Consider the following 21,886-nt stretch of genomic DNA (forward strand, 5'->3'; position numbering starts at 1 on the left):
CCCTTAATCCAATATTGACGGCACTTTAACTTGTCCATCTTTGTGGTCTGGTGCATTTTTCAATACCTCTTCAATTGGTAAACCTGTACCTGGCTCATCTTTACGTAATACATTACGCATTTTTAGAACATGTGTAGTTGGTTTCACATTTGTTGTATCAAGTTCACCTAACTGCTCAGCAAAATCTAAAATTGCCCCAAGCTGTTTTGAAAACTTCTCTGCTTCTTCCTCTGTCACCGCTAAACGCGCTAAATGAGCAACGTGCTTAACTTGCTCCATTGTAATTTTTGACATTTATATGCACCTCCATATTATTCGCACAACATACAATATACTGATAATACCAAATTTCCCATGTGTCGGGCAACATTCCACTTAAATCCAACTAAAATAATTAAAAAAATTTCAGACTGGCAAAAAAACGCTCGCTTTCTTCTTAGTTTCGCCGGAATAAGCAATGTTCAATACCTCTAAAATCACTCTGCTCCCCGTCCGACACTCTATTTCGAAAGACAAACATCTTCAATCAGTCTGAAAACAAATATTTTTATACACTGAAACTATTAAATCAAACTAACCATTTCAATTTAAAATAAATCAAACGTTTGTTTAAAATTGAATCTTCTATTATTCAGTAGGAATTCTTGTTAATTCAACTCCATATTTTTTAAAATACTCAATCGAATAATCATCCGGATAACCTACATTATAAACAACTCTAGTAATACCTGCTCCATTGATCATTTTCGCGCAAGCCCTACACGGCGCAGTTGTACAATAAATTGTCCAATTGTCACCTTTCGTTTTTTGAATTCCCGATTGTACTAATTGATAAATTGCGTTTTCTTCAGCATGGAAAGCATCACATGGATACTCATCTGAGTATTTACCACTATCTAATATACCTTCTTGACGAGCAGCAAAACGTGGGCATCCACCATCAATACAATGCTTAGCTCCCTTTGGATATCCATTATACCCAGAAGCAATGATTCTATTATCACTTACAATAACTGCTCCGACTCTTCTACTTCCACAAGTTGAACGAAGAGAAGTTATAAATGCTTGTCCTAAAAAATAAGAGTCCCAATCATCACGACTCCCTAAAGGAATTGAATCTACTAATTGAATAATTTTCTGTAAAATTTGCATGGTATCCCTTCTCTCTGTTCACTAAAAGTCTATTTAAAATTATAGCATAATAATATGGAGAAGGGCTTAGTTGGAAATTAAGTTTTACGCGTCCTTCTCCCATTTTATAAAAAACTTTCATGTGAATTTTTTCACATTTAATTATTTAAAAAATAATGATCTAATTGTCTGCCTGTTAACTTAGCGTAATTATAAGGTACAACAGATTTAAAATGATAATCGAAAATATACCAATTGCTATGTATAATAAGATTCTCATTCCCTCTCGAAAAATTTATTTATCCATATTTTCCTCCCACTTGATGATAGAATATGTATCCACTATAAGAATTTCTAACCGATTGTACTATTCCTATTAAGATCATATTTGATAATAATGAACTACCACCATAGCTAATAAATGGGAGTGTAATACCTGTAACTGGTAGCAAGCCGATTGTCATTCCTATATTCTGAAAGATTTGAAAAGCTAAGACAGATATCGTACCAACGCAGATCATTGAACCAAATAAATTATTAGTATTTTTTAAAGCAGCTAGTGCAATATTAATGATTCTACTTAAGAATAGAAAAAATAAAGTTATGACTACAGCTCCTCCAATGAACCCGAACTCTTCACCTATATTTGCAAAAATAAAATCGGTATGTGCTTCTGGAATGTAGACAGTTCCATTTAAGTATCCTTTTCCTGAAAATTGACCAGTTCCAATTGCAAGTAATCCTTGTTTTGTTTGAAACCCTGCATCACTATTTGCAAATGGATCCAACCAGCCTGTAATTCTACTTCTTTGATGGGGCATTAATAAGGATAGAATTCTTTCTTCAAAATATATTGGAAATTTAATTATGATAACCAAAAGAGTAGATACCATAAGCGAAGGAATTGAAAGTAAACATACAACGATTGAAGCTTTAATCTTGGAGCATAATACGATGGAGAAAATAATGACTAGAAAAATAATAGTCATTCCAGTGTCGGGTTGTTTCAGAACAATTAAAGCAGGCGGCAACGAAATAAGTGAGATTTTGCCCAACAAAAGTAAATCGCTTTTTATATTATTGATTGGAAATATCTTATAATGCTGATCGACCAATGCACTCATACTTAATATCAAGCTAATTTTCATAAATTCTGAAGGTTGTAATGAACCAATAATCGGTAGCTGAAACCATGCCTTTGCTCCATTCTTTGGTTTTGCAATACTTTCGGGAGCAAACATTAAAACGATTAATAGCAAAACACAAATTCCATAAATCATCCAGTTAATCTTTTTGATTCGATCAATATCAATTATCGCAACTACTATTGAAATTGTAAGTCCAATTAAATAAAAGACACTTTGCCTTATTACAAAATCTCCCTGATACTGCCCACTTTTACTAGCTGAATAGATTGAAACAATACTCGTAATCATAAGACAAAAAATTAATATTAACATAATAAAGTCGTAGAATTTAAAGAAATCATTTTTAGGATTCATATTCAAAGTCCTCTAATCTTACTTTTATTAAATTCCTTTCACCCATTATACTAATGGCTTGATTATATTTACTACGGAACAACAGGATGTTTTGAAAAATATTCCTTATTTAGACATACTATGGACAAGAGTTATTTAACCTAAGTTTTTTGATTAATGATGATATAAACACAAAGAAACCCACAAAGAAAATTAATTTTCTTTGTGGGTTTCTTATTAAGGGTTGTCCAAAAGACAAGCCTTTCTTATTTATTAAAGCATTTCTGAAGTTGTTTTACCTTGCATGTGAAGAACTAAGTAGTCTGGTCCGCCTGCTTTAGAGTCAGTACCTGACATGTTGAATCCACCAAATGGTTGGTAACCAACGATCGCACCAGTACATCCACGGTTGAAGTATAAGTTACCAGCGTGGAAATCTTCGCGTGCTTTTTCGATGTTTGCACGGTTGTTAGAGATAACAGCACCTGTTAAACCGTATTCTGTGTTGTTAGCAATTTCTAAAGCGTGATCAAAGTCGTTAGCTTTACAGAATGCTACAACTGGTCCAAAGATTTCTTCTTTCATTAAACGAGCATCTTCAGCAACGTCAGCAACGATTGTTGGTTTGATGAACCAACCAGTAGAATCGTCTCCTTCTCCACCTGTTACTACACGGCCTTCTTCACGTCCGATTTGTACGTAGCTCATTACTTTGTTGAAAGCAGCTTGGTCATTAACTGGACCCATGTAATTTGTACGATCTTCTGGGTTTCCAAGTGTTAATTCGTTAGTTAATTCGATTGCACGAGCAAGAACTTGATCATACACATCTTGGTGAATTACTGCACGAGAACAAGCTGAACATTTTTGACCAGAGAAACCGAATGCAGATGTAACGATTGATTTAGCAGCTAATTCTAAATCAGCTTCTTTATCAACTACCATTGTATCTTTTCCGCCCATTTCAGCGATAACACGTTTTAACCAGATTTGACCTGGGTTAACTTTTGCAGCACGCTCATAAATACGGATACCAACTTCTTTAGAACCTGTGAAGCTAATGAAACGAGTACGTGGGTGATCTACTAAATAGTCACCAACTTCAGCGCCACTTCCTGGTACGAAGTTTACAACGCCTGCTGGTAATCCAGCTTCTTCTAATACTTCTAAGAATTTGTAAGCAACTACTGGAGTTGTACTTGCTGGTTTTAATAGAACAGTGTTACCTGTTACTACAGCAGCTACAGTTGTTCCAGCCATGATTGCAAATGGGAAGTTCCAAGGAGAGATTACAACACCAACTCCTAATGGAATGTAGTTGAAACGGTTATATTCACCAGGACGGCTTTCAACAGGAATTCCGTCTTTTAATTGTAACATTTGACGAGCGTAGAATTCTAAGAAATCGATCGCTTCAGCTGTATCAGCATCTGCTTCGTTCCAAGGCTTACCAGCTTCTTTTGTTAATAAAGCGGAGAATTCGTGTTTACGACGGCGAATAATTGCAGCCGCACGGAATAAAATGTCAGCACGAACTTCAGGTTTAACTTTTTTCCATGTATTAAATGTTGTATCAGCAATTTGCATAGCTTTTTCAGCTAAGTCGCGGCTTGCTTTAGATACAGTACCGATTACTTCTTTATGATTTGAAGGATTTACAGATACGATTTGCTCTTCTGTAAAGATACGCTCTCCACCAATGATTAGCGGATATTTTTCACCTAAGTAAGATGAAACTGTTGCTAATCCTTGTTTGTATTGTTCTTGATTTTCCTCTAGGCCAAAATTAGTAAATGGCTCATGTTTGTAAGGTATAACCATTGAATAAATCCCCCTTTAAATTAAAAATAGCAATAACTGTAAACGTTTTTATATCAAAGTTTTCAGTCAATTGCTAGTAGAATAACTACTGAATAAAAAACTCACAATTACATAATACATTATTCCTATATATTCTTCAAATATGAAACGCTTACAGATTCTTCCCATAAATAGAAAAAAAGGAAGAGTAGCTCTCTTCCTTTAATCATAAATATGCACACTAGGTTCCTTTGCATCTACATCTTTTACAATGAGAGCTTCCTGCCCATTTGATGAGAATATATTCGTCTCAACCTTTAAGTATGAAGGGAAATGGTCCATCATAAGTCCTGCTACATATTGTGTAAAAGCTATGACTTCTGCCTTACCATAGAATTGCATAGGTATATCAATTTTTAGTTGTATTAATTCATTATCCTTATAAAAACCAGTGCCTACAACACCCGTATAATTCGGAAAATAATTTTCTATATCTGATTTAAAGTTGACCATTTTCATTGCATCATCACGATAATCTGCAGTTGCAGCAGCTGATGGGAATAAATAATATTTTTCATTAATTTTATCCCAATTGCTAATCGAGAAGTCATTTCCTGAGACTGAAGTCATTGCAACGTAATTCCCTGGTACAACAGAAGATTGACTTTGCTGGCGGAAAATAGCAAATGTAATTGGAATATTTTTAAATGCATCCATTTTGCGAACTCGAGTTAAAATTTCTTGAGCGATTGCTTTTCCTTGCTTTAACATATCTTCTTGTGAAATTTTAAGTTCTCTTGGGTAGCCATGCTCTTCTTGATAGTAATAGACAGAGTTCATCGCTAAACCAATTGCTATTCCTTCAACTTTAACTTCTTTTCCATCTTTTTTTAGATAATCCTGCTCTAAAATATGGTTTAAATAGATCGGAGCTTGCTCTGCTTTTTGATCTGCACTTAAATTTTTAGAATCATTTTGAATCGGATTCAATCCGTCATTCGTAATCGATTTTGGATTTAAATTTGCAGCTTTAAGTGCATTTTGCTTTTCTTTAAATTGAGCAGGAGTATATTTCCTATTCAACCAAGATACCACTGTTTCTTTACTTAATAATTGACCTTCTTGATACAAGTAATCTTTTGTTGAATACTGCTCTTGTACAAGTCGCATTAAACCTAATTCAAATTCATTAATATCTAATCTATTATCGATATTTGCAACGACAGCACCTCTTGTTGTACTAGGTTTAAACGGAAGTATTGTCTTGTAGTAATCATTTGAAATTGAATATCGGGGTATAATCGCATCTTCCCCTTTTTTATTATTGCTTTCTTGTACAACCTTATCTTCATTCTTAATCGTTAATGAACAGCCAGATAAGATGAGCGTAAAACAACATAGGAGCATTCCTATACGTTTCTTCATCTAACTCACACCTTCTATTTATTAAGTGAACGAACTAATCCTAACTGTCCGCCCTCTAGTTGATTGAAAGGTTTATTGTGGTTGAAGCTCTTTAATCATTCTCTCTTCATCCCAAACCTCGATATTTAATTTACGCGCAGCATCTAATTTCGAACCAGCTGCCTCACCCGCAATGACTAAATCAGTGCTCTTACTAACACTTCCAGCAACTTTCGCACCAAGCGCTTCTAATTGCTTTTTAGCTTCACTTCTAGTCATCTGTTCTAGCTTACCAGTTAATACTACTGTTTTACCAGCAAAAAGAGAATCCATATTGATATTTTCTACTTGAATTCCTTTATATTCAGTATTTACGCCAACAGATTTAAATGTTGAAATTAGTTCTTTTACTTCGTCTTGTGAAAAATAATCACTAATTGACTGCGCCATCTTTGAACCAATTTCATTAATTCCTGTTAATTCTTCAACTGAGGCTTCCATAATATGATCGATTGTTTGGAAATGCTGAGCCAACGTTTTTGCTGCCTTAGCTCCAACATGGCGAATCCCTAATCCGAACAATAGTTTTTCAAGTGAATTGTCTTTTGAAGTTTGTATTGCAGATATTAATTTATCCGCTGACTTTTCTCCAAATCGTTCCAATGCCAATAACTGTTCTTTTGTAAGAAGATAAAGATCTGTAAAAGTTTTAATTAAGTTTGCATCGAATAATTGAGCGACTACTCGCTCTCCCAGACCTTCAATATTCATAGCATCTCGAGACGCAAAATGAATTAATCCTTCACGAATCTGAGAAGGGCAAAACGGGTTTACACAACGCAGTGCAACTTCACCTGGTACCCTTATTAAGTCATGATCACATGAAGGACAGTGAGTTGGCATTTCAAAAGGCTGCTCGTCACCAGTACGGCGATCTAATAACACATTTACTACTTCTGGAATAATGTCTCCCGCCTTACGAATAACAACTGTGTCGCCAATTCGAATGTCTTTTTCCTTAATTAAATCTTCATTATGGAGCGATGCGCGCTTAACGACCGTACCTGCAACTCGAACTGGCTCTAATATAGCAGTTGGTGTCACTACTCCTGTACGCCCTACACTTAATTCGATATCTACTAATTTTGTAACTACCTCTTCAGCTGGGAACTTGAATGCAATAGCCCATCTCGGCACTTTAGCCGTTGATCCTAATTTATTCTGGGTACTATATTCATCCACTTTTATAACGATTCCATCTATTTCATAAGGTAATGATGGTCGTTTTTCTTTCCATTCCTCAACATATTCAATTACTTCATCAATTGTATGACAAGTTTTACGGAATGTATTTGTTTTAAATCCTAGCTTTTGTAAATAATCTAATGCTTCACTATGTTTTTCAATTGAAAATTCTGCTGCCGTAGGAAATCCGTAAACAAAAAATGATAAATCCCTCTTTGCAACAATTTTAGGATCTAACTGGCGAAGTGAACCTGCCGCTGCATTTCTTGGATTGGCAAATAATTCTTCTCCATTTTTCTCGCGTAATTCATTTACCTTTTCAAAGCTAGCTTTTGGCATGAATGCCTCACCACGAGCTTCGATTGTGATTGGTTCAGAAAGTCTTAAAGGAATGGCTTTAATCGTCTTTAAGTTATGAGTAATATCTTCTCCTACTGTACCGTCTCCACGAGTTGCACCTTTAACAAACAATCCATTTTCATATTGTAATGAAACTGCTAAACCATCTATTTTCAATTCACAAACATAAGATACTATTTGTGTATCCTGTCTAATTCTTTGATCGAAATCCTTTAAATCACCTTCATTAAACGCATTACCTAAGCTTAACATTGGATGACTATGAACGACTTTTTCAAATAGATCAATTGCCTGTCCACCAACACGTTGAGAAGGAGAATCCGGCGTTAAAATTTCAGGATATTGTTCCTCTAATCCAATTAATTCATGTAATACTAAGTCATATTCGGCATCTGGCACTGAAGGCTGATCTAATACGTAATACTCATAGTTGTATTGATTTAATTTTGTTCTTAGTTCCTCAACTTTATCAATGATTTTTTGATCCATGAGCTACCATCCCTTCTATGCTTTCGTAATTGGAGCAAATTTTGCTAATAAACGCTTTATACCAACCGGGCTTGGGAAAGCAATATCCAATTCCATTGCTTCGCCTTCTCCTTTTACACTTACAACTGTACCAATTCCCCATTTACCATGAGAAGCTTTATCTCCAACTCTCCAACCAAGTGACTCGCCACCAGTTGTTTTCATGGCTACTGCAGGTCTTGAAACAGCTCGTCTCTCATTAACAACCTTCTTATTTGCACGATCTAATAGTTCTTCAGGTATTTCATTAATAAAACGAGATTCTTGGTTTACACTAGTGCGACCATAAAGTGTACGTGTTTGTGCATTTGTAATATATAAATTCTTTTCCGCACGTGTTATACCTACGTATGCTAATCTTCTTTCTTCTTCCATCTCTTCTTCATCCATTAAAGAACGGCTATGTGGGAAAATTCCTTCTTCCAAACCGATTAAAAAGACTATTGGGAACTCTAATCCCTTAGCTGAATGAAGTGTCATTAGTATAACTTCATCGGCTTGTGACTCATCCTTATCGGCTTGATCAATATCTGAAACAAGCGCTAAATCAGTTAAGAATGAAACAAGACTTTTATCTTCACTGCTTTCTTCAAAAGCATTTGTAACTGTTAAAAACTCTTCAATATTTTCAATTCTTGAAGCAGATTCTATTGTATTTTCATCTTTTAACATTTGGATATAGCCAGTTTTATCAAGAACTTCTTCAACTAGTTCTGTTACTGATAAATAATCTAGCATTTGTTGCCAGTTTTTCGTCATCGTGTGGAAATCTCCAATTGCTTTCGTAATTTTACCACTCAAACCAACGAAATCGATTTGCTCTAAAGTATCAGATAAAGATAAGTCATTCATTATGCTATAGTTAATAATTTTATCAACAGACGCTGCACCTACACCGCGTTTTGGCACATTAATAACTCTGGAAAAACTAATCTCATCATTCGGATTTGCAATGAATCTTAAGTAAGCAAGTATATCCTTAATTTCTTTACGATCATAGAACTTAACTCCGCCGACCATTTTGTAAGGAATATTAGATTTAACTAAAACTTCCTCCATTGCACGTGATTGAGCATTCGTACGATAAAGAATTGCACAATCACCATATTGTTGAATTCCTTCTTTTTTCCATTGTGCTAGTTTCCCAGCTACGAAATATCCTTCATCTTGTTCAGAGGCAGCTCTAAAATAATGAATTGGATTTCCTTGTCCATTTTCTGTCCAAAGTTTTTTTGCTTTACGATTTGAGTTATTTGTAATAACCGCGTTCGCTGCATCAAGAATCGTTTGAGTCGAACGATAATTTTGTTCTAACAGAATGACTTGTGCTTTTTCATAATCCTTTTCGAATGAAAGGATATTAGAAATATCCGCCCCACGCCAACGATAAATAGATTGGTCTGAATCACCAACTACACATATATTTTTAAATTGCTCAGCAAGCATTTTTACAATTTTATATTGAGCATGGTTTGTATCTTGATACTCATCCACATGGATATATTGAAACTTTCTTTGATAATATTGCAATACTTCAGGAACGCGTTCAAATAAATTAATGGTCATCATAATTAAGTCATCGAAGTCTAACGAATGATTTTTTCGTAGTCGATCTTGATAAGATGCATAAATTTCTCCAACGATTTTTTCAAAAGGAGTAAAAGCATTTTTTGAATACTCAGCAGCTGTTTGTAATTCATTTTTCGCACTGCTTATTGAGCCTAAAATGCTACGAGGTTCAAATTTTTTTGAATCTAAGTTCTTCTCTTTAAGAATGTTTTTTATTACTGTTAATTGGTCTGTTGTGTCTAAAATCGAAAAGCTTCTATTAAAACCGATTCGATCAATATCTCGACGTAGAATTCGTACACACATTGAGTGGAATGTTGAAATCCAAATGTCTTCTGCGTCTTTTCCAACTAGGTTAAATACACGCTCTTGCATTTCTCTTGCTGCTTTGTTTGTAAATGTAATTGCTAGTATATTCCAAGGAGCGACGCCTTTTTCTCCTAGCAAATATGCAATACGATGCGTTAGTACTCGCGTTTTCCCTGAGCCTGCACCGGCCATAATTAATAAAGGACCATCCACCGTCTTTACGGCTTCTTTTTGCATTGGATTTAAGCCTTGCAATAATTCTTCTGCTGTTTTCATTACTTTGTCGCTCCTTCTTTCGCAGCTTTCACAGTTAATAAAGCCACTTGTAAGTTTTCATATATAATGTTCCCAACAACAATCGTATCTGCGTATTGTTTCATCTCGGTCGCTTGCTCGGTTGAAGAAATCCCTCCACCGTAGAATAGTTTCGTATTATTTAATACGTTTGATACTTCTTTTACAACCTCTACAGAACCGTAAGTCCCACTATATTCTAAATAAAATATCGGTAATTTTAATAATTGCTCAGAAACTTCTGCGTATGCCACAACATCTTCTACCGATAAATCCGTCACTGCACTTGTAAGCTTAGCCGCCTTACAGTCTTCATTTAAAATACAATAACCTTCCATCACAAGTTCTTCAGCATGAACTAAATGAGCAAATTCTTTCATGGCCTGTTGATGCATCCCAACAATCCATTTCGGGTCATTACTATTCAAAACAGTCGGGATAAAGTAAAAATCATAACCTGGGGTTACTGCTTCAAGATTTGAAACTTCTAAAATACAAGGCACCGCATAACGTCTAATTCTGACTAATAATGATAACGTATCATCTAGCGTTACGTCGTCAGTACCACCAACTAATATTGCATCCGTTCCTGACTCACAAATCTTTTCTAAGTCGTCGTCTGAGATATCTTTATTTGGATCTAATTTAAATATGTGATTCCATTGTGAATAATCGTACATTTTGTCCTCCGGAATTGTTTTTTAACCTAAGTTTAAATCTATATATAAACTAATTTTCATCAAAAATATAAATGTATTGTATCTTAATTAAAAAGGAAAAGTAACCCTTCCTCCCCAACATAAGTCATTACTGCTAATTGTTTCCTATGATATTGCAACATTTTAAGGGAAAAATGGTAAAGAGTGATTTAGTCACTGATACTTATTATAAGGGGAGTTACTGTTGAGACCAAATATTAGCACTATAAACGCACTCATACGTATAACTGCTGGCTTAACAATTTTAGCTTATGGCACAGCAAAGCTCACACGCAGAAGATGTAGTAATTCTGTCATCATTTTGATAATAGTTGGTGCCATGAAAGTTGCTGAAGGAATTTTACGTTTTTGCCCAATGACTGCACTCGGCAAAAAATGTATGATTATGGCAGAAAAACACGACGAGGAAGATTCATTCGAAGACTGCATTCAACCTTCATAAAAGTAGTTTATCAAATCTATGGTTGATTGTATAGATAAAGCAGAACATTAGTTCTTGTTTTAAGGAGAAAAATAGGTTATCTCAAAAATTTTGTAAAAACCCGCGAGGAAAGATTAACATTCCTAGCGGGTTTTTTGTTTTCTTGAATTGCTATTGTGTCTGTTCAAATCACTGTCATTTCGTCCATTTTCTTCTACTCTTTGATGCTTTTTGTGCCCATGTTGTTCACGTGATAGTTTTCATCAAGCATCACCGTACATTTGTTGTACCAAGCGCCGCGTACGCTGCCATCGTCTTTAAACGTTTTCGTGCATAGCCCGTAATCCATCGATTTCACGATCCGAACGTGTACGTCGTAATCACGATGCAATTTCGCGTGTACTTTGTCGAACACGAGTAACATGCGCAGTGGCTTGAGTTCATCGGTGTCTTTTAGGACGGTCTCTACGACAAGGCGATCGTTTTCTTTTTGAAGGGTGTAGGTGTCAGCCACACCTTCAAACTTCGCTTGTTTATACGCTTTCGCGAATGTTTTCTCGATGGAATGTACTCGTTCGTCTTGAGCGTAAGCGGAGAACGTGATGTGCTTGCTGCACCCAGTTAGTGCGAGTATTGCAGTAAGAATTATGATGAGTAGCGTATGGTGCCGTTTCATTACTTGTCCCTCGTTTTCTTATTTTTCTTTTCTATCTCTTAGTATACAAGGATGATCGTTTGAAAATTAGCTACGATCAGCAGTCAAAAAGAGTCGTCAAAACTGACGACCCTTTCTGATTAACTATTTACTTTAATTGCTTTATGCCCAATATCATGGCGATAGAATAAACCAGTTGATTGAATCGTATCAATTTGTTTATACACATTTTCGCAAGCTTCATTTATTGAGCTGCCTTTATGTGCAATAATTAGTACTCTTCCACCATTTGTTACGAATTCATTATTTTCAAGCTTTGTACCTGCGTGGAAAACCATTGTCTCATCAGTTACATTTTTTAATCCATTGATAACAGCACCTTTTTCAGGAACTTCTGGATATCCATTTGCAGCAAGTACAACTCCAACAACAGCTTCTTTTGACCATTCTAAGTTGATCTCTTCTTCGTTTAAAATTGCTAACATTACTTCAGCTAAATCACTCTCTAAACGAGGTAATACAACTTCAGTCTCAGGATCACCAAATCGTGCATTAAATTCGATAACTTTAGGTCCTTGGCTTGTTAACATTAAACCTGCATACAGGATACCAGTAAAGTGTCTTCCTTCAGAAATCATTGCTTCTGCAACTGGTAACACTATTTCGTTTAATGATTGTTCAACAATTGATTCAGGGATTTGAGGTACTGGTGAATAAGCCCCCATACCACCTGTGTTAGGTCCTTTATCTCCGTCATAAGCACGTTTATGGTCCTGCGCGATTACCATAGGGTAAACCTTATTTCCATTTACGAAAGACATTAATGAGAACTCTTCGCCCTCTAAAAATTCTTCAATGACTACTGAAGCACTTGCGTCACCGTACTTTTCATCAAGTAGCATATCGTGAAGACTCACAATTGCTTCTTCAATCGTCATCGCAACTACTACGCCTTTACCCGCTGCCAAGCCATCTGCCTTAATAACGATTGGTGCACCAACCTTTTCAACATATGCTTTCGCTTCTTCATAGTCCGTAAACGTTTCATAAGCCGCTGTTGGAATAGCGTATTTCTTCATTAAATCCTTTGTAAAGCTTTTACTTCCTTCAATAATTGCCGCTTCCTTAGTTGGACCAAATACTTTTAAGTTAGCAGCTCGAAATTCATTTACAATTCCGTTCATTAAAGGAACTTCCGGACCAACGATTGTTAAATCAATTTCTTCCTTTTTTGCAAATGCAATAAGTGCTTCATTGTCACTTTCATCAATATTGACAAGTGTTGCAACATCAATCATTCCATCGTTTCCTGGAGCAACAAATACATCCGTTACATTCTCCGATTGATTTACTTTCCAAGCAATTGTATGCTCACGGCCTCCGCGACCAATGACTAATACTTTCATCTTGTCATCTCCTATTTCTTAATGTTTAAAGTGACGAACCCCTGTAAAGACCATTGCAATTCCATATTCATCAGCTTTTTTAATTGAATCTTCGTCCTTGATTGATCCACCTGGTTGAATAATTGCTGTAATTCCAGCTTTAGCCGCTGCTTCTACAGTATCATTCATTGGGAAAAATGCATCTGAAGCTAATGCAGCACCATTTGATTTTTCACCAGCTTGCTCGATCGCAATTTTTGCCGCTCCAACGCGGTTCATTTGACCTGCACCAACTCCAACTGTCATATGATCTTTAGCTAAAACAATCGCATTTGATTTAACATGCTTTACAACTTTCCATCCTAATTTTAAATTCTCCCACTCTTCTTCAGTTGGTTGACGTTTTGTAGGGATTGTAATAGTTGCCTCATCTAAACCGAACGTATCCATATCTTGACGTAATAAACCACCATGAACGGTTGTTAATTTAGGCGCAAATGTTGGTTTAGTATCTAAGTCCACTGTTAATAAACGTAAATTCTTTTTGCTCGTTAAGATTTCTAAAGCCTCTTCAGTAAATGAAGGAGCGATGATTATTTCTAAGAATAATTCATGCATTTTCTTAGCTGTAGCAGCATCAACTTCACGGTTTGTTGCGATAATTCCACCAAATATAGAAACTGGATCTGCAGTATAAGCACGATCATAAGCTTCTTCAACTGTAGTTCCTTCGCCAACTCCGCAAGGGTTCATATGTTTAACAGCAACAACTGCAGGATTTGAAAACTCACGTACGATATTTAATGCTTCATTTGCATCGTTTATATTATTATAAGAAAGCTCTTTACCATGTAATTGTTCAGCATAAGCAATCGATGAAGCTGTTGGCATAGGTGAACGATAGAATGTAGCTTTTTGGTGAGGATTTTCACCATAGCGTAAAGATTGTTTTGATTCATAAGTAACTGTATAGCTTTCAGGATTTTCTTCTCCTACTTGCTCTGTTAAATAATTAGAAATTAATGAGTCATAAGCTGCAGTGTGACGGAAAACTTTAGCAGCTAATCTACGATTCGTTTCAATAGAAACTGTATTATTTTCAGCTAACTCAGCTAAAATTACATCATAATCTGTTGGGTCTACTACTACAGATACAAACTCATGATTTTTAGCTGCTGAACGAAGCATTGTAGGACCACCGATATCGATATTTTCAATCGCATCTTCAAATGTAACATCAGGCTTCATGATTGTTTCTTTAAATGGGTATAAGTTCACACAAACTAAATCAATTGGTTGAATACCTAGTTCATTCATTTGACGCATATGTTCTTCGTTTGAACGAACGCCAAGTAAACCACCATGAATTGAAGGATGTAATGTTTTTACACGACCATCCATAATTTCTGGAAAGTTAGTTACTTCTGAAATACCAATTACATTTAATCCAGCATCTTTTAATAAATTAAACGTTCCACCTGTTGAAATAACTTCAAAGTCATGTTTAATTAATCCACTTACAAATTCAATAATCCCTTGTTTATCTGAAACGCTAACTAAAGCTCGTTTTTTCATGATCTACATACCCCTATCTAATCGATTTCATGCTCTTTATCTTAATCTAGTTAACTAAATAATTTATTTAATGTTTTTACATATAAAACGTGCTCGACATTATGGACCTTCTGTTCAAGAGACTCTTTAGAGTCTCCCTTTTCAATAAGAATTTCCTCTTGCGCTATAATTGGCCCGGTATCCATACCTTCATCGACATAATGAACTGTTACACCAGTCGATTCGACACCAGCTAGGAGAGCTTGACCGATTGCGTCTTTTCCAGGAAATAATGGTAGAAATGAAGGATGAATATTTACGATTTTCCCGGGAAATGAGTCTAAAATTGTCGACCCAATCAGTCTCATATAGCCAGCTAACACGATAAATTCGACATTTAACTCTTTAAGATGGGCAATAATCTTACCTTCATATTGCTCCTTTGATTCATAATCTTTCGCAGTAAAGTTAAACGAAGGAATATTTGCTTGATTTGCTCGCTCGATACAATATGCGTTTGGACGATCGCAAACAAGTAATTTCACTTCAGCATTCAATTCTCCGCTTAAAGTTGCATCAAGAATAGCTTGAAAATTACTTCCATTTCCTGAAGCAAATACGGCAATCTTCTTCATTACAGAGAACCTCCACCAAAGGTAACACCTTCACCTGATGTTGTTCTTCCAATAATGAATACTTTTTCTCCGTCTTCTTCTAATAGATTAATAATTTCATGTAGGTTCTCTTCGCTAACAGCTAAAACCATACCGATACCCATATTGAAAATATTAAACATTTCTTCACGTTTCAATTCACCAATCTCTTCTAATAAATCAAAGATTGGTTGGATTGGCCATGAACCGTAATCAATTTCAGCACCGATTCCTTCTGGTAACATTCTAGGGATATTTTCAATAAATCCGCCACCAGTTATATGAGCCATACCTTTTACTTCAGTCTTTTTAAGAACGTTTAAAATCGGTTTTACATAGATTTTTGTTGGGCGTAGTAATTCTTCGCCTAATGTATGACCTAATTGATCAATGTGTTGATCAAGCGTTAAGCCACCTTTTTCTAGTAAAACTTTACGAACTAGAGAATATCCATTACTATGAATACCATTTGATGAGATTCCTAATAAGATATCTCCTTCTTTAATGTTTAATCCTGTTACAAGCTTTGACTTGTCAGCGATCCCTACTGCAAAACCAGCAATATCATATTCATCTTCTGGGTAGAAACCAGGCATTTCTGCTGTTTCTCCTCCAATTAAAGAGCAACCTGCTTGAATACAACCGTCTGATACACCTTTAACAATATGCTCAATTCGTTCAGGTACAGCTTTACCAACTGCTAAATAATCTAGGAAAAATAAAGGCTCTGCTCCTTGAACCACAATATCATTCACACACATCGCGACTGCATCAATGCCAATCGTATCGTGACGGTCCATTTGGAAAGCTAATTTTAATTTTGTTCCTACTCCATCTGTCCCTGATACAAGAACTGGTTCTTTATAGTTGAATTTAGAAAGATCAAACATCCCTCCAAATCCTCCTAATCCACCAAGAACTTCTTGACGCATTGTTTTTTGAACGTGTTTTTTCATTCTGTTCACTGCTTCATAGCCAGCTTCGATATCTACTCCAGCTTGTTTATATGCATTCGCCATGTGATGATTTCCCCTTCCGTTCCTTATGAATAATTCAATTCAAAAGAGGCGGCGACTTCGATCACCGCCTCTATTTTTTATATTAATTCTGAGAATGTACTAATTCATTTTCATCATAGATTACTGTTGGATAACGTCCTGTAAAGCAAGCAGTACATTGTCCTCTATTTGGACCTTCATGATTTCTACCAATAGCATTTAGTAATCCTTCTAGACTAATAAATTCTAATGTATCCGCACCAATTTCTTGGCATATTTCTTCTATTGTATTAGTTGCCGCAATTAACTCTTCTCTAGTAGAAGTATCAATTCCGTAATAACAAGGATTTTTCAATGGTGGTGCACCGATTCGAACGTGAACTTCAAGTGCTCCTGCATCGCGCAACATTTGTACAATTCGTCGGCTTGTCGTACCACGAACAATTGAATCATCTACCATTACTACACGTTTTCCTTCAACAATTGAACGAACTGGAGAAAGTTTCATCTTAACTCCTTGTTCACGAAGCTCTTGAGAAGGTTGGATAAATGTACGACCTACATAACGGTTTTTAATTAATCCAAGCTCATAAGGAATACCAGACTCCTCAGCGTAACCAACCGCCGCTGAAATACTTGAATCAGGTACACCAATTACAACGTCTGCTTCTACTGGAGCTTCTTTTGCTAAAACGCGGCCCATGCTTTTACGTGCAGCATGAACATTGATATTATCAATATTGCTATCTGGACGAGAGAAGTAAATATACTCCATACTACAAATCGAATGGTTAACTGATGAAGTAAACTGATCAGTCTCAATTCCATTATCAGAGATAATTAATAACTCTCCTGGATTAACATCACGAATATATTTCGCTCCAACTACATCAAATGCACATGTCTCAGAAGCTACAACGTAAGCATCACCTAATTTAGCTAATGCTAATGGTCTAAAGCCGTTTGGATCTAGTGCAACATACATTGCATCCTGTGTTAAAACTAAGTAAGCAAATGCTCCCTTAATCATATTTAAAGATGCTTTAATGCTATCTTTTAATGGAGCCGAACCATTACGTTTAATTAAATGAGCAAGTACTTCAGTATCAGATGTTGTTTGGAAAATGCTTCCTTGCATTTCTAAATCTTTACGTAATCTTGAAGCATTTACTAAGTTACCATTATGAGCAAGAGCAATGCTTCCAGTATGCGATTGGAATAATAGAGGCTGAACATTTTCATAGCCCCCACCACCTGCAGTTGCATAACGAACATGACCAATAGCAGCTTTTCCGTGTAAGTCGTTTAATTGACCTTTACTGAAAACTTCTGTGATTAATCCAAGTCCTTTTGCACCTTCAAGCTTATTCCCATCAGTTACAACAATTCCTGCACCTTCTTGGCCTCTATGTTGCAAGCTATGAAGACCATAGTAGGAGATTTGGGCAGCATCAGTATGCCCCCAAATTCCAAATATTCCACACTCTTCGTTTAATCCTTTTATTTCAGCAAGCATGGGATCGCCTCTTTCCAAGCTTGTTTCAGTTCCTCAACTGAAGCATGAAGAACTGTTTCATTATTTTCATTACGAACTGTTACTGATGTTTCTTCTGTAACTGTACCGATTAATTTTGCATCCACTAATGCTTCGAATTGTTCTTTATGCTCAGGTTTAACTGAAAGTAAGAAACGTGATTGAGTTTCACTAAATAGTGATACTACTTCATTTCCTTCGATTGTAATCGTTGCACCAACTTCTGATGGACCAAATGTGCTTTCTGCAATCGCAACTGCTAAACCACCTTCAGATAAATCATGTGCTGAAGCAACTACACCAGCTTGAATTGCAGCAAGAATTTGCTCTTGGCGACTAGATTCAATCGCTAAATCAATACTTGGTGCTTTACCAAAGATTTTGCCATTTAATAATTTTTGAAGCTCACTTCCACCAAACTCAGCTTCTGCCGCGCCGATTACATAAATTAAATCGCCAGTAGCTTTGAAGTTTTGAGTTGTGATATGCTCAACGTCTTCAATTAGACCAACCATACCAACTACAGGAGTTGGGTAAACAGCTTCACCATTTGTTTCGTTATATAATGATACGTTACCACCGATTACAGGCGTACTTAGAACATTACATGCTTCACTCATACCGTCAGTTGCTTTTTCTAACTGCCAGAAAATCTCAGGTTTTTCAGGATTTCCGAAGTTTAAGCAATCTGTAATAGCAAGTGGTCTTGCACCAGAACAAATTACATTACGTGCAGCTTCAGCTACTGCAATTTTTCCGCCAACTTCTGGATCTAGATATAAGTAGCGTGCATTACAGTCAGTTGTCATCGCTAGAGCTTTCTTTGTATCGCGAATTCTAATAACTGCAGCATCCGAACCAGGAGCAACTACTGTATTTGTACGAACCATATAATCATACTGACCGTAAACCCACTCTTTACTTGCAATTGTAGGTTGAGAAAGTAATTGTTTTAACGTTTCTTTTGAGTCATTAATTTCAGGAATATAGTTTTCCATCGCTTGGAACTCGCCATAGTATGCAGGTTCAGTAGATGGTTTATGATATACCGGTGCTTCTTCAGCAAGAGCATCTACAGGTAAATTAGCTACAACTTCTCCTTTATGAAGTAAGCGAAGCATCTTATCATCTGTAACAACTCCTACAGATACAGCATGTAAATCATACTTTTCAAATAAGTCTACGATTTCTTGCTCTCTACCTTTTTCTACTACTAATAACATACGTTCTTGAGATTCTGATAACATCATTTCGTATGCTGTCATACCCGCTTCACGTTGTGGAACTAAATCAAGATTCATCTCAATTCCCATTCCTGCTTTTGAAGCCATCTCAGCAGATGAAGATGTTAATCCAGCTGCACCCATATCTTGAATTCCAACAAGAGCGTCATTTTGAACAACTTCTAAACATGCTTCAAGTAATAACTTCTCCATAAATGGATCGCCAACTTGAACCGCTGGACGTTTCTCATCAGAAGCATCAGATAATTCTTCAGAAGCAAATGTTGCACCATGAATGCCATCGCGACCAGTTGAAGCACCTACGTACATAACTGTGTTTCCAGCACCGTGTGCTTGACCTTTTTTAATGTCTTTATGGTTGATTAATCCAACGCACATAGCATTTACTAAAGGATTACCTTCATAACATGGATCGAAGTTTATTTCGCCACCTACTGTTGGAATACCAATACAGTTTCCATATCCAGCAATACCTGCAACAACTTCTTCAAATAAATATTTAACTCTAGGCGTTTCTAATTCACCGAATCGTAAAGAGTTTAGAAGAGCTACTGGGCGTGCTCCCATTGAAAATACATCACGAATGATTCCACCTACACCAGTTGCAGCACCTTGGTATGGCTCAATTGCAGAAGGGTGATTATGGCTTTCGATTTTGAAAACTACAGCTTGCTCATCGCCAATATCAACAATCCCTGCTCCTTCACCTGGTCCTTGTAAAACGTGCTCACCACTAATTGGGAATTTACGTAATAAAGGTTTTGAGTTCTTATAACTACAATGCTCTGACCACATTACTGAGAATAATCCAAGCTCTGTATAGTTCGGATTGCGACCAATAATTGATTTAACTAATTGAAACTCTTCATCAGTTAAGCCCATAGTAGTATAAATTCTATCATTTTCAATTTGAATTGGATTTGGCTCAAGAAGTAACGACATGATTTTCCCTCCAGTTTCTTACAATCGAACGAAATAGTTGAAGTCCGTCTGCTGATCCTAATAATGCATCAACTGCACGCTCAGGGTGTGGCATCATTCCTAATACATTTCCTTTTTCATTCACGATTCCAGCAATATCATCTAAGCTACCATTCGGATTATTTTGATAACGGAAAATAATCTGATTATTAGTTTTAAGAGATTCATAAGTTTCTTGATCACAATAGTAATTTCCTTCACCATGTGCAATTGGTACTGTAATTACTTGACCTTTTTCATATCCAGTTGTAAACATTGATTCATTGTTTTCAACAACTAACTCAACTTGTTTACACATAAATTTTAATTTCTCATTACGTCTAAGAGTACCTGGTAGTAGTCCTGCTTCAGTTAGAATTTGGAATCCATTACATACGCCAAATACTGGTTTACCTTCAGCAGCAGCTTTCTTTACAGCATCCATCACGTTTGCAAATCCTGCAATTGCACCAGAGCGTAAGTAATCACCATATGAGAAACCACCTGGTAATAAAATACCATCAAATTCATCTAAATTCGTTGAATCATGCCATACGTATTCTACTTCCTCGCCTAACTCATCTTTGATTGCATGATACATATCAACATCACAATTTGAGCCCGGGAATACAATTACTGCAAACTTCACTGTGCGACTACCTCCTCTACCTCATAACGGTAATCTTCAATTACGATGTTTGCTAATAACTTTTCACACATTTCTTTAACAGTTGTATCTAAATCTGCAACATTTTTATCAATTAATAATTCCATATATTTACCGATACGAACATCTTCAACTTCGCTAAAATTCATGCTATGAAGTGCGTTTTTTACTGCAATTCCTTGTGGATCTAAAACACTTTCTCTTAATGTAACGAATACTCTTACTTTGAACATGATAATCCCCCTAAGCGTTTTAAAATTTCTTCGTATCCATCTGTTAAGTTACCTAAATCTCTACGGAATACATCTTTATCAAATTTTGCGTTTGTATCTTTATCCCATAATCGGCAAGTATCTGGTGAAATTTCATCTGCTAACAAAATTGTTCCATCATTTAATTTGCCAAATTCTAATTTAAAATCGACTAATCGAACATTGCATTCATTAAATAGTTCTACTAGTACATTGTTAACACGGAGAGCAATATCTCTAATTGTTTCAAGATCTTCTGTTGTTGCTAGTTTAAGTGCAGCAATATGATCTTCATTAATAATCGGATCACCTAAATCGTCACGTTTGTAGTAAAACTCGATGATTGGCTTTTCTAATTTAACGCCTTCATCTAATCCCATACGCTTCGATAAGCTACCAGCAACAATATTTCTAACAACTACTTCAATTGGTACAATTGTTACTCGTTTTACAAGTTGTTCAAGTTCTGATGTTTTTTCAACGAAATGAGATGCAATCCCTGCTTCCAATAACTTTGAAAATAGTAAACTAGTAATCGCATTATTCAAACGGCCTTTACCAGCAATTTCTGCTTTCTTTTCACCGTTAAATGCAGTTGCTGAATTTTTGTACTCAACTCTTACAATTTCAGGATTCTCAGTAGAGAAAATCCTTTTTGCTTTTCCCTCATACAACATTACTTGCTCCACCATGCTAACAATGCCTCCCATATCCTCATTTAAAC

The 21,886-nt window shown here is 36.0% G+C and carries 19 protein-coding genes; 1 reads left to right on the forward strand and 18 read right to left on the reverse strand.

Features of this window, described 5'->3' with window-relative positions; genetic code table 11:
• Positions 1-3: 3 nt before the first annotated feature.
• The 8 genes from gatC to pcrB form a co-directional block, all read right to left on the reverse strand.
• Positions 4-294: an Asp-tRNA(Asn)/Glu-tRNA(Gln) amidotransferase subunit GatC gene (gene gatC, locus CN601_RS21465; protein ID WP_098118132.1), complete on the reverse strand. Its 291-nt coding sequence runs from the start codon at positions 292-294 to the stop codon at positions 4-6.
• A 333-nt stretch (positions 295-627) separates the two neighbouring features.
• Positions 628-1,152 (reverse strand): deoxycytidylate deaminase, encoded by a 525-nt coding sequence (locus tag CN601_RS21470; protein ID WP_098118133.1) that lies wholly within the window; start codon positions 1,150-1,152, stop codon positions 628-630.
• 278 nt (positions 1,153-1,430) lie between these two features.
• Positions 1,431-2,633: an FtsW/RodA/SpoVE family cell cycle protein gene (locus tag CN601_RS21475; protein WP_098172299.1), complete on the reverse strand. Its 1,203-nt coding sequence runs from the start codon at positions 2,631-2,633 to the stop codon at positions 1,431-1,433.
• Positions 2,634-2,885: 252 nt separating this feature from the next.
• Positions 2,886-4,433, reverse strand: a complete 1,548-nt coding sequence (gene pruA, locus CN601_RS21480; RefSeq protein WP_098118135.1) for an L-glutamate gamma-semialdehyde dehydrogenase — start codon at positions 4,431-4,433, stop codon at positions 2,886-2,888.
• Between the two features lie 201 nt (positions 4,434-4,634).
• Positions 4,635-5,837 carry a CamS family sex pheromone protein gene (locus tag CN601_RS21485; protein ID WP_098172300.1) on the reverse strand — a complete coding sequence of 401 codons (1,203 nt, stop codon included), beginning with the start codon at positions 5,835-5,837 and terminating at the stop codon, positions 4,635-4,637.
• A 72-nt stretch (positions 5,838-5,909) separates the two neighbouring features.
• Entirely contained in the window at positions 5,910-7,910 is a 2,001-nt protein-coding gene (ligA, locus tag CN601_RS21490; RefSeq protein ID WP_098172301.1) for an NAD-dependent DNA ligase LigA, read from the reverse strand.
• Between the two features lie 15 nt (positions 7,911-7,925).
• The gene (pcrA, locus tag CN601_RS21495) at positions 7,926-10,103 is read right to left on the reverse strand and encodes a DNA helicase PcrA (protein WP_098118138.1); all 2,178 of its coding nucleotides are present in this window, start codon (positions 10,101-10,103) and stop codon (positions 7,926-7,928) included.
• A complete protein-coding gene (gene pcrB / locus CN601_RS21500; protein WP_098118139.1) occupies positions 10,103-10,801 on the reverse strand; it encodes a heptaprenylglyceryl phosphate synthase in 699 nt (232 codons plus the stop codon). Before pcrB ends, pcrA begins: the two co-directional genes overlap by 1 nt.
• 223 nt (positions 10,802-11,024) lie before the next feature.
• On the opposite strand from pcrB, the gene CN601_RS21505 reads away from it, so the two are divergent.
• Positions 11,025-11,282, forward strand: coding sequence for a YgaP family membrane protein (locus CN601_RS21505; RefSeq protein ID WP_216853967.1), 258 nt, complete (start codon positions 11,025-11,027; stop codon positions 11,280-11,282).
• A 193-nt stretch (positions 11,283-11,475) separates the two neighbouring features.
• On the opposite strand, the gene CN601_RS21510 is transcribed toward CN601_RS21505, so the two are convergent.
• The 10 genes from CN601_RS21510 to purC all read right to left on the reverse strand — a co-directional run bounded on the left by CN601_RS21510 (position 11,476) and on the right by purC (position 21,854).
• On the reverse strand, positions 11,476-11,937 hold the full coding sequence (locus CN601_RS21510; protein WP_098172302.1) for a hypothetical protein: 462 nt from the start codon (positions 11,935-11,937) through the stop codon (positions 11,476-11,478).
• Positions 11,938-12,056: 119 nt separating this feature from the next.
• Positions 12,057-13,322: a phosphoribosylamine--glycine ligase gene (gene purD, locus CN601_RS21515; RefSeq protein ID WP_098172303.1), complete on the reverse strand. Its 1,266-nt coding sequence runs from the start codon at positions 13,320-13,322 to the stop codon at positions 12,057-12,059.
• An 18-nt stretch (positions 13,323-13,340) separates the two neighbouring features.
• Positions 13,341-14,876: a bifunctional phosphoribosylaminoimidazolecarboxamide formyltransferase/IMP cyclohydrolase gene (gene purH, locus CN601_RS21520; RefSeq protein ID WP_098118143.1), complete on the reverse strand. Its 1,536-nt coding sequence runs from the start codon at positions 14,874-14,876 to the stop codon at positions 13,341-13,343.
• 50 nt (positions 14,877-14,926) lie between these two features.
• Positions 14,927-15,490, reverse strand: a complete 564-nt coding sequence (gene purN / locus CN601_RS21525; RefSeq protein WP_098118144.1) for a phosphoribosylglycinamide formyltransferase — start codon at positions 15,488-15,490, stop codon at positions 14,927-14,929.
• Positions 15,490-16,527, reverse strand: a complete 1,038-nt coding sequence (gene purM / locus CN601_RS21530; protein WP_098172304.1) for a phosphoribosylformylglycinamidine cyclo-ligase — start codon at positions 16,525-16,527, stop codon at positions 15,490-15,492. The genes purN and purM overlap by 1 nt, the downstream gene beginning before the upstream one ends.
• Positions 16,528-16,609: 82 nt before the next feature.
• A complete protein-coding gene (purF, locus tag CN601_RS21535; RefSeq protein ID WP_098118146.1) occupies positions 16,610-18,022 on the reverse strand; it encodes an amidophosphoribosyltransferase in 1,413 nt (470 codons plus the stop codon).
• Positions 18,007-20,226: a phosphoribosylformylglycinamidine synthase subunit PurL gene (gene purL, locus CN601_RS21540; RefSeq protein ID WP_098172305.1), complete on the reverse strand. Its 2,220-nt coding sequence runs from the start codon at positions 20,224-20,226 to the stop codon at positions 18,007-18,009. Before purL ends, purF begins: the two co-directional genes overlap by 16 nt.
• Complete coding sequence (purQ, locus tag CN601_RS21545; RefSeq protein ID WP_098172306.1) at positions 20,210-20,893, reverse strand: phosphoribosylformylglycinamidine synthase subunit PurQ; 684 nt, start codon at positions 20,891-20,893, stop codon at positions 20,210-20,212. The genes purL and purQ overlap by 17 nt, the downstream gene beginning before the upstream one ends.
• Complete coding sequence (purS, locus tag CN601_RS21550) at positions 20,890-21,144, reverse strand: phosphoribosylformylglycinamidine synthase subunit PurS (protein WP_098118149.1); 255 nt, start codon at positions 21,142-21,144, stop codon at positions 20,890-20,892. The genes purQ and purS overlap by 4 nt, the downstream gene beginning before the upstream one ends.
• A complete protein-coding gene (purC, locus tag CN601_RS21555) occupies positions 21,132-21,854 on the reverse strand; it encodes a phosphoribosylaminoimidazolesuccinocarboxamide synthase (RefSeq protein WP_098172307.1) in 723 nt (240 codons plus the stop codon). Before purC ends, purS begins: the two co-directional genes overlap by 13 nt.
• Positions 21,855-21,886 lie beyond the last annotated feature (32 nt).

This window comes from Bacillus sp. AFS017336 (assembly GCF_002555445.1).
Taxonomy (GTDB): domain Bacteria; phylum Bacillota; class Bacilli; order Bacillales; family Bacillaceae_G; genus Gottfriedia.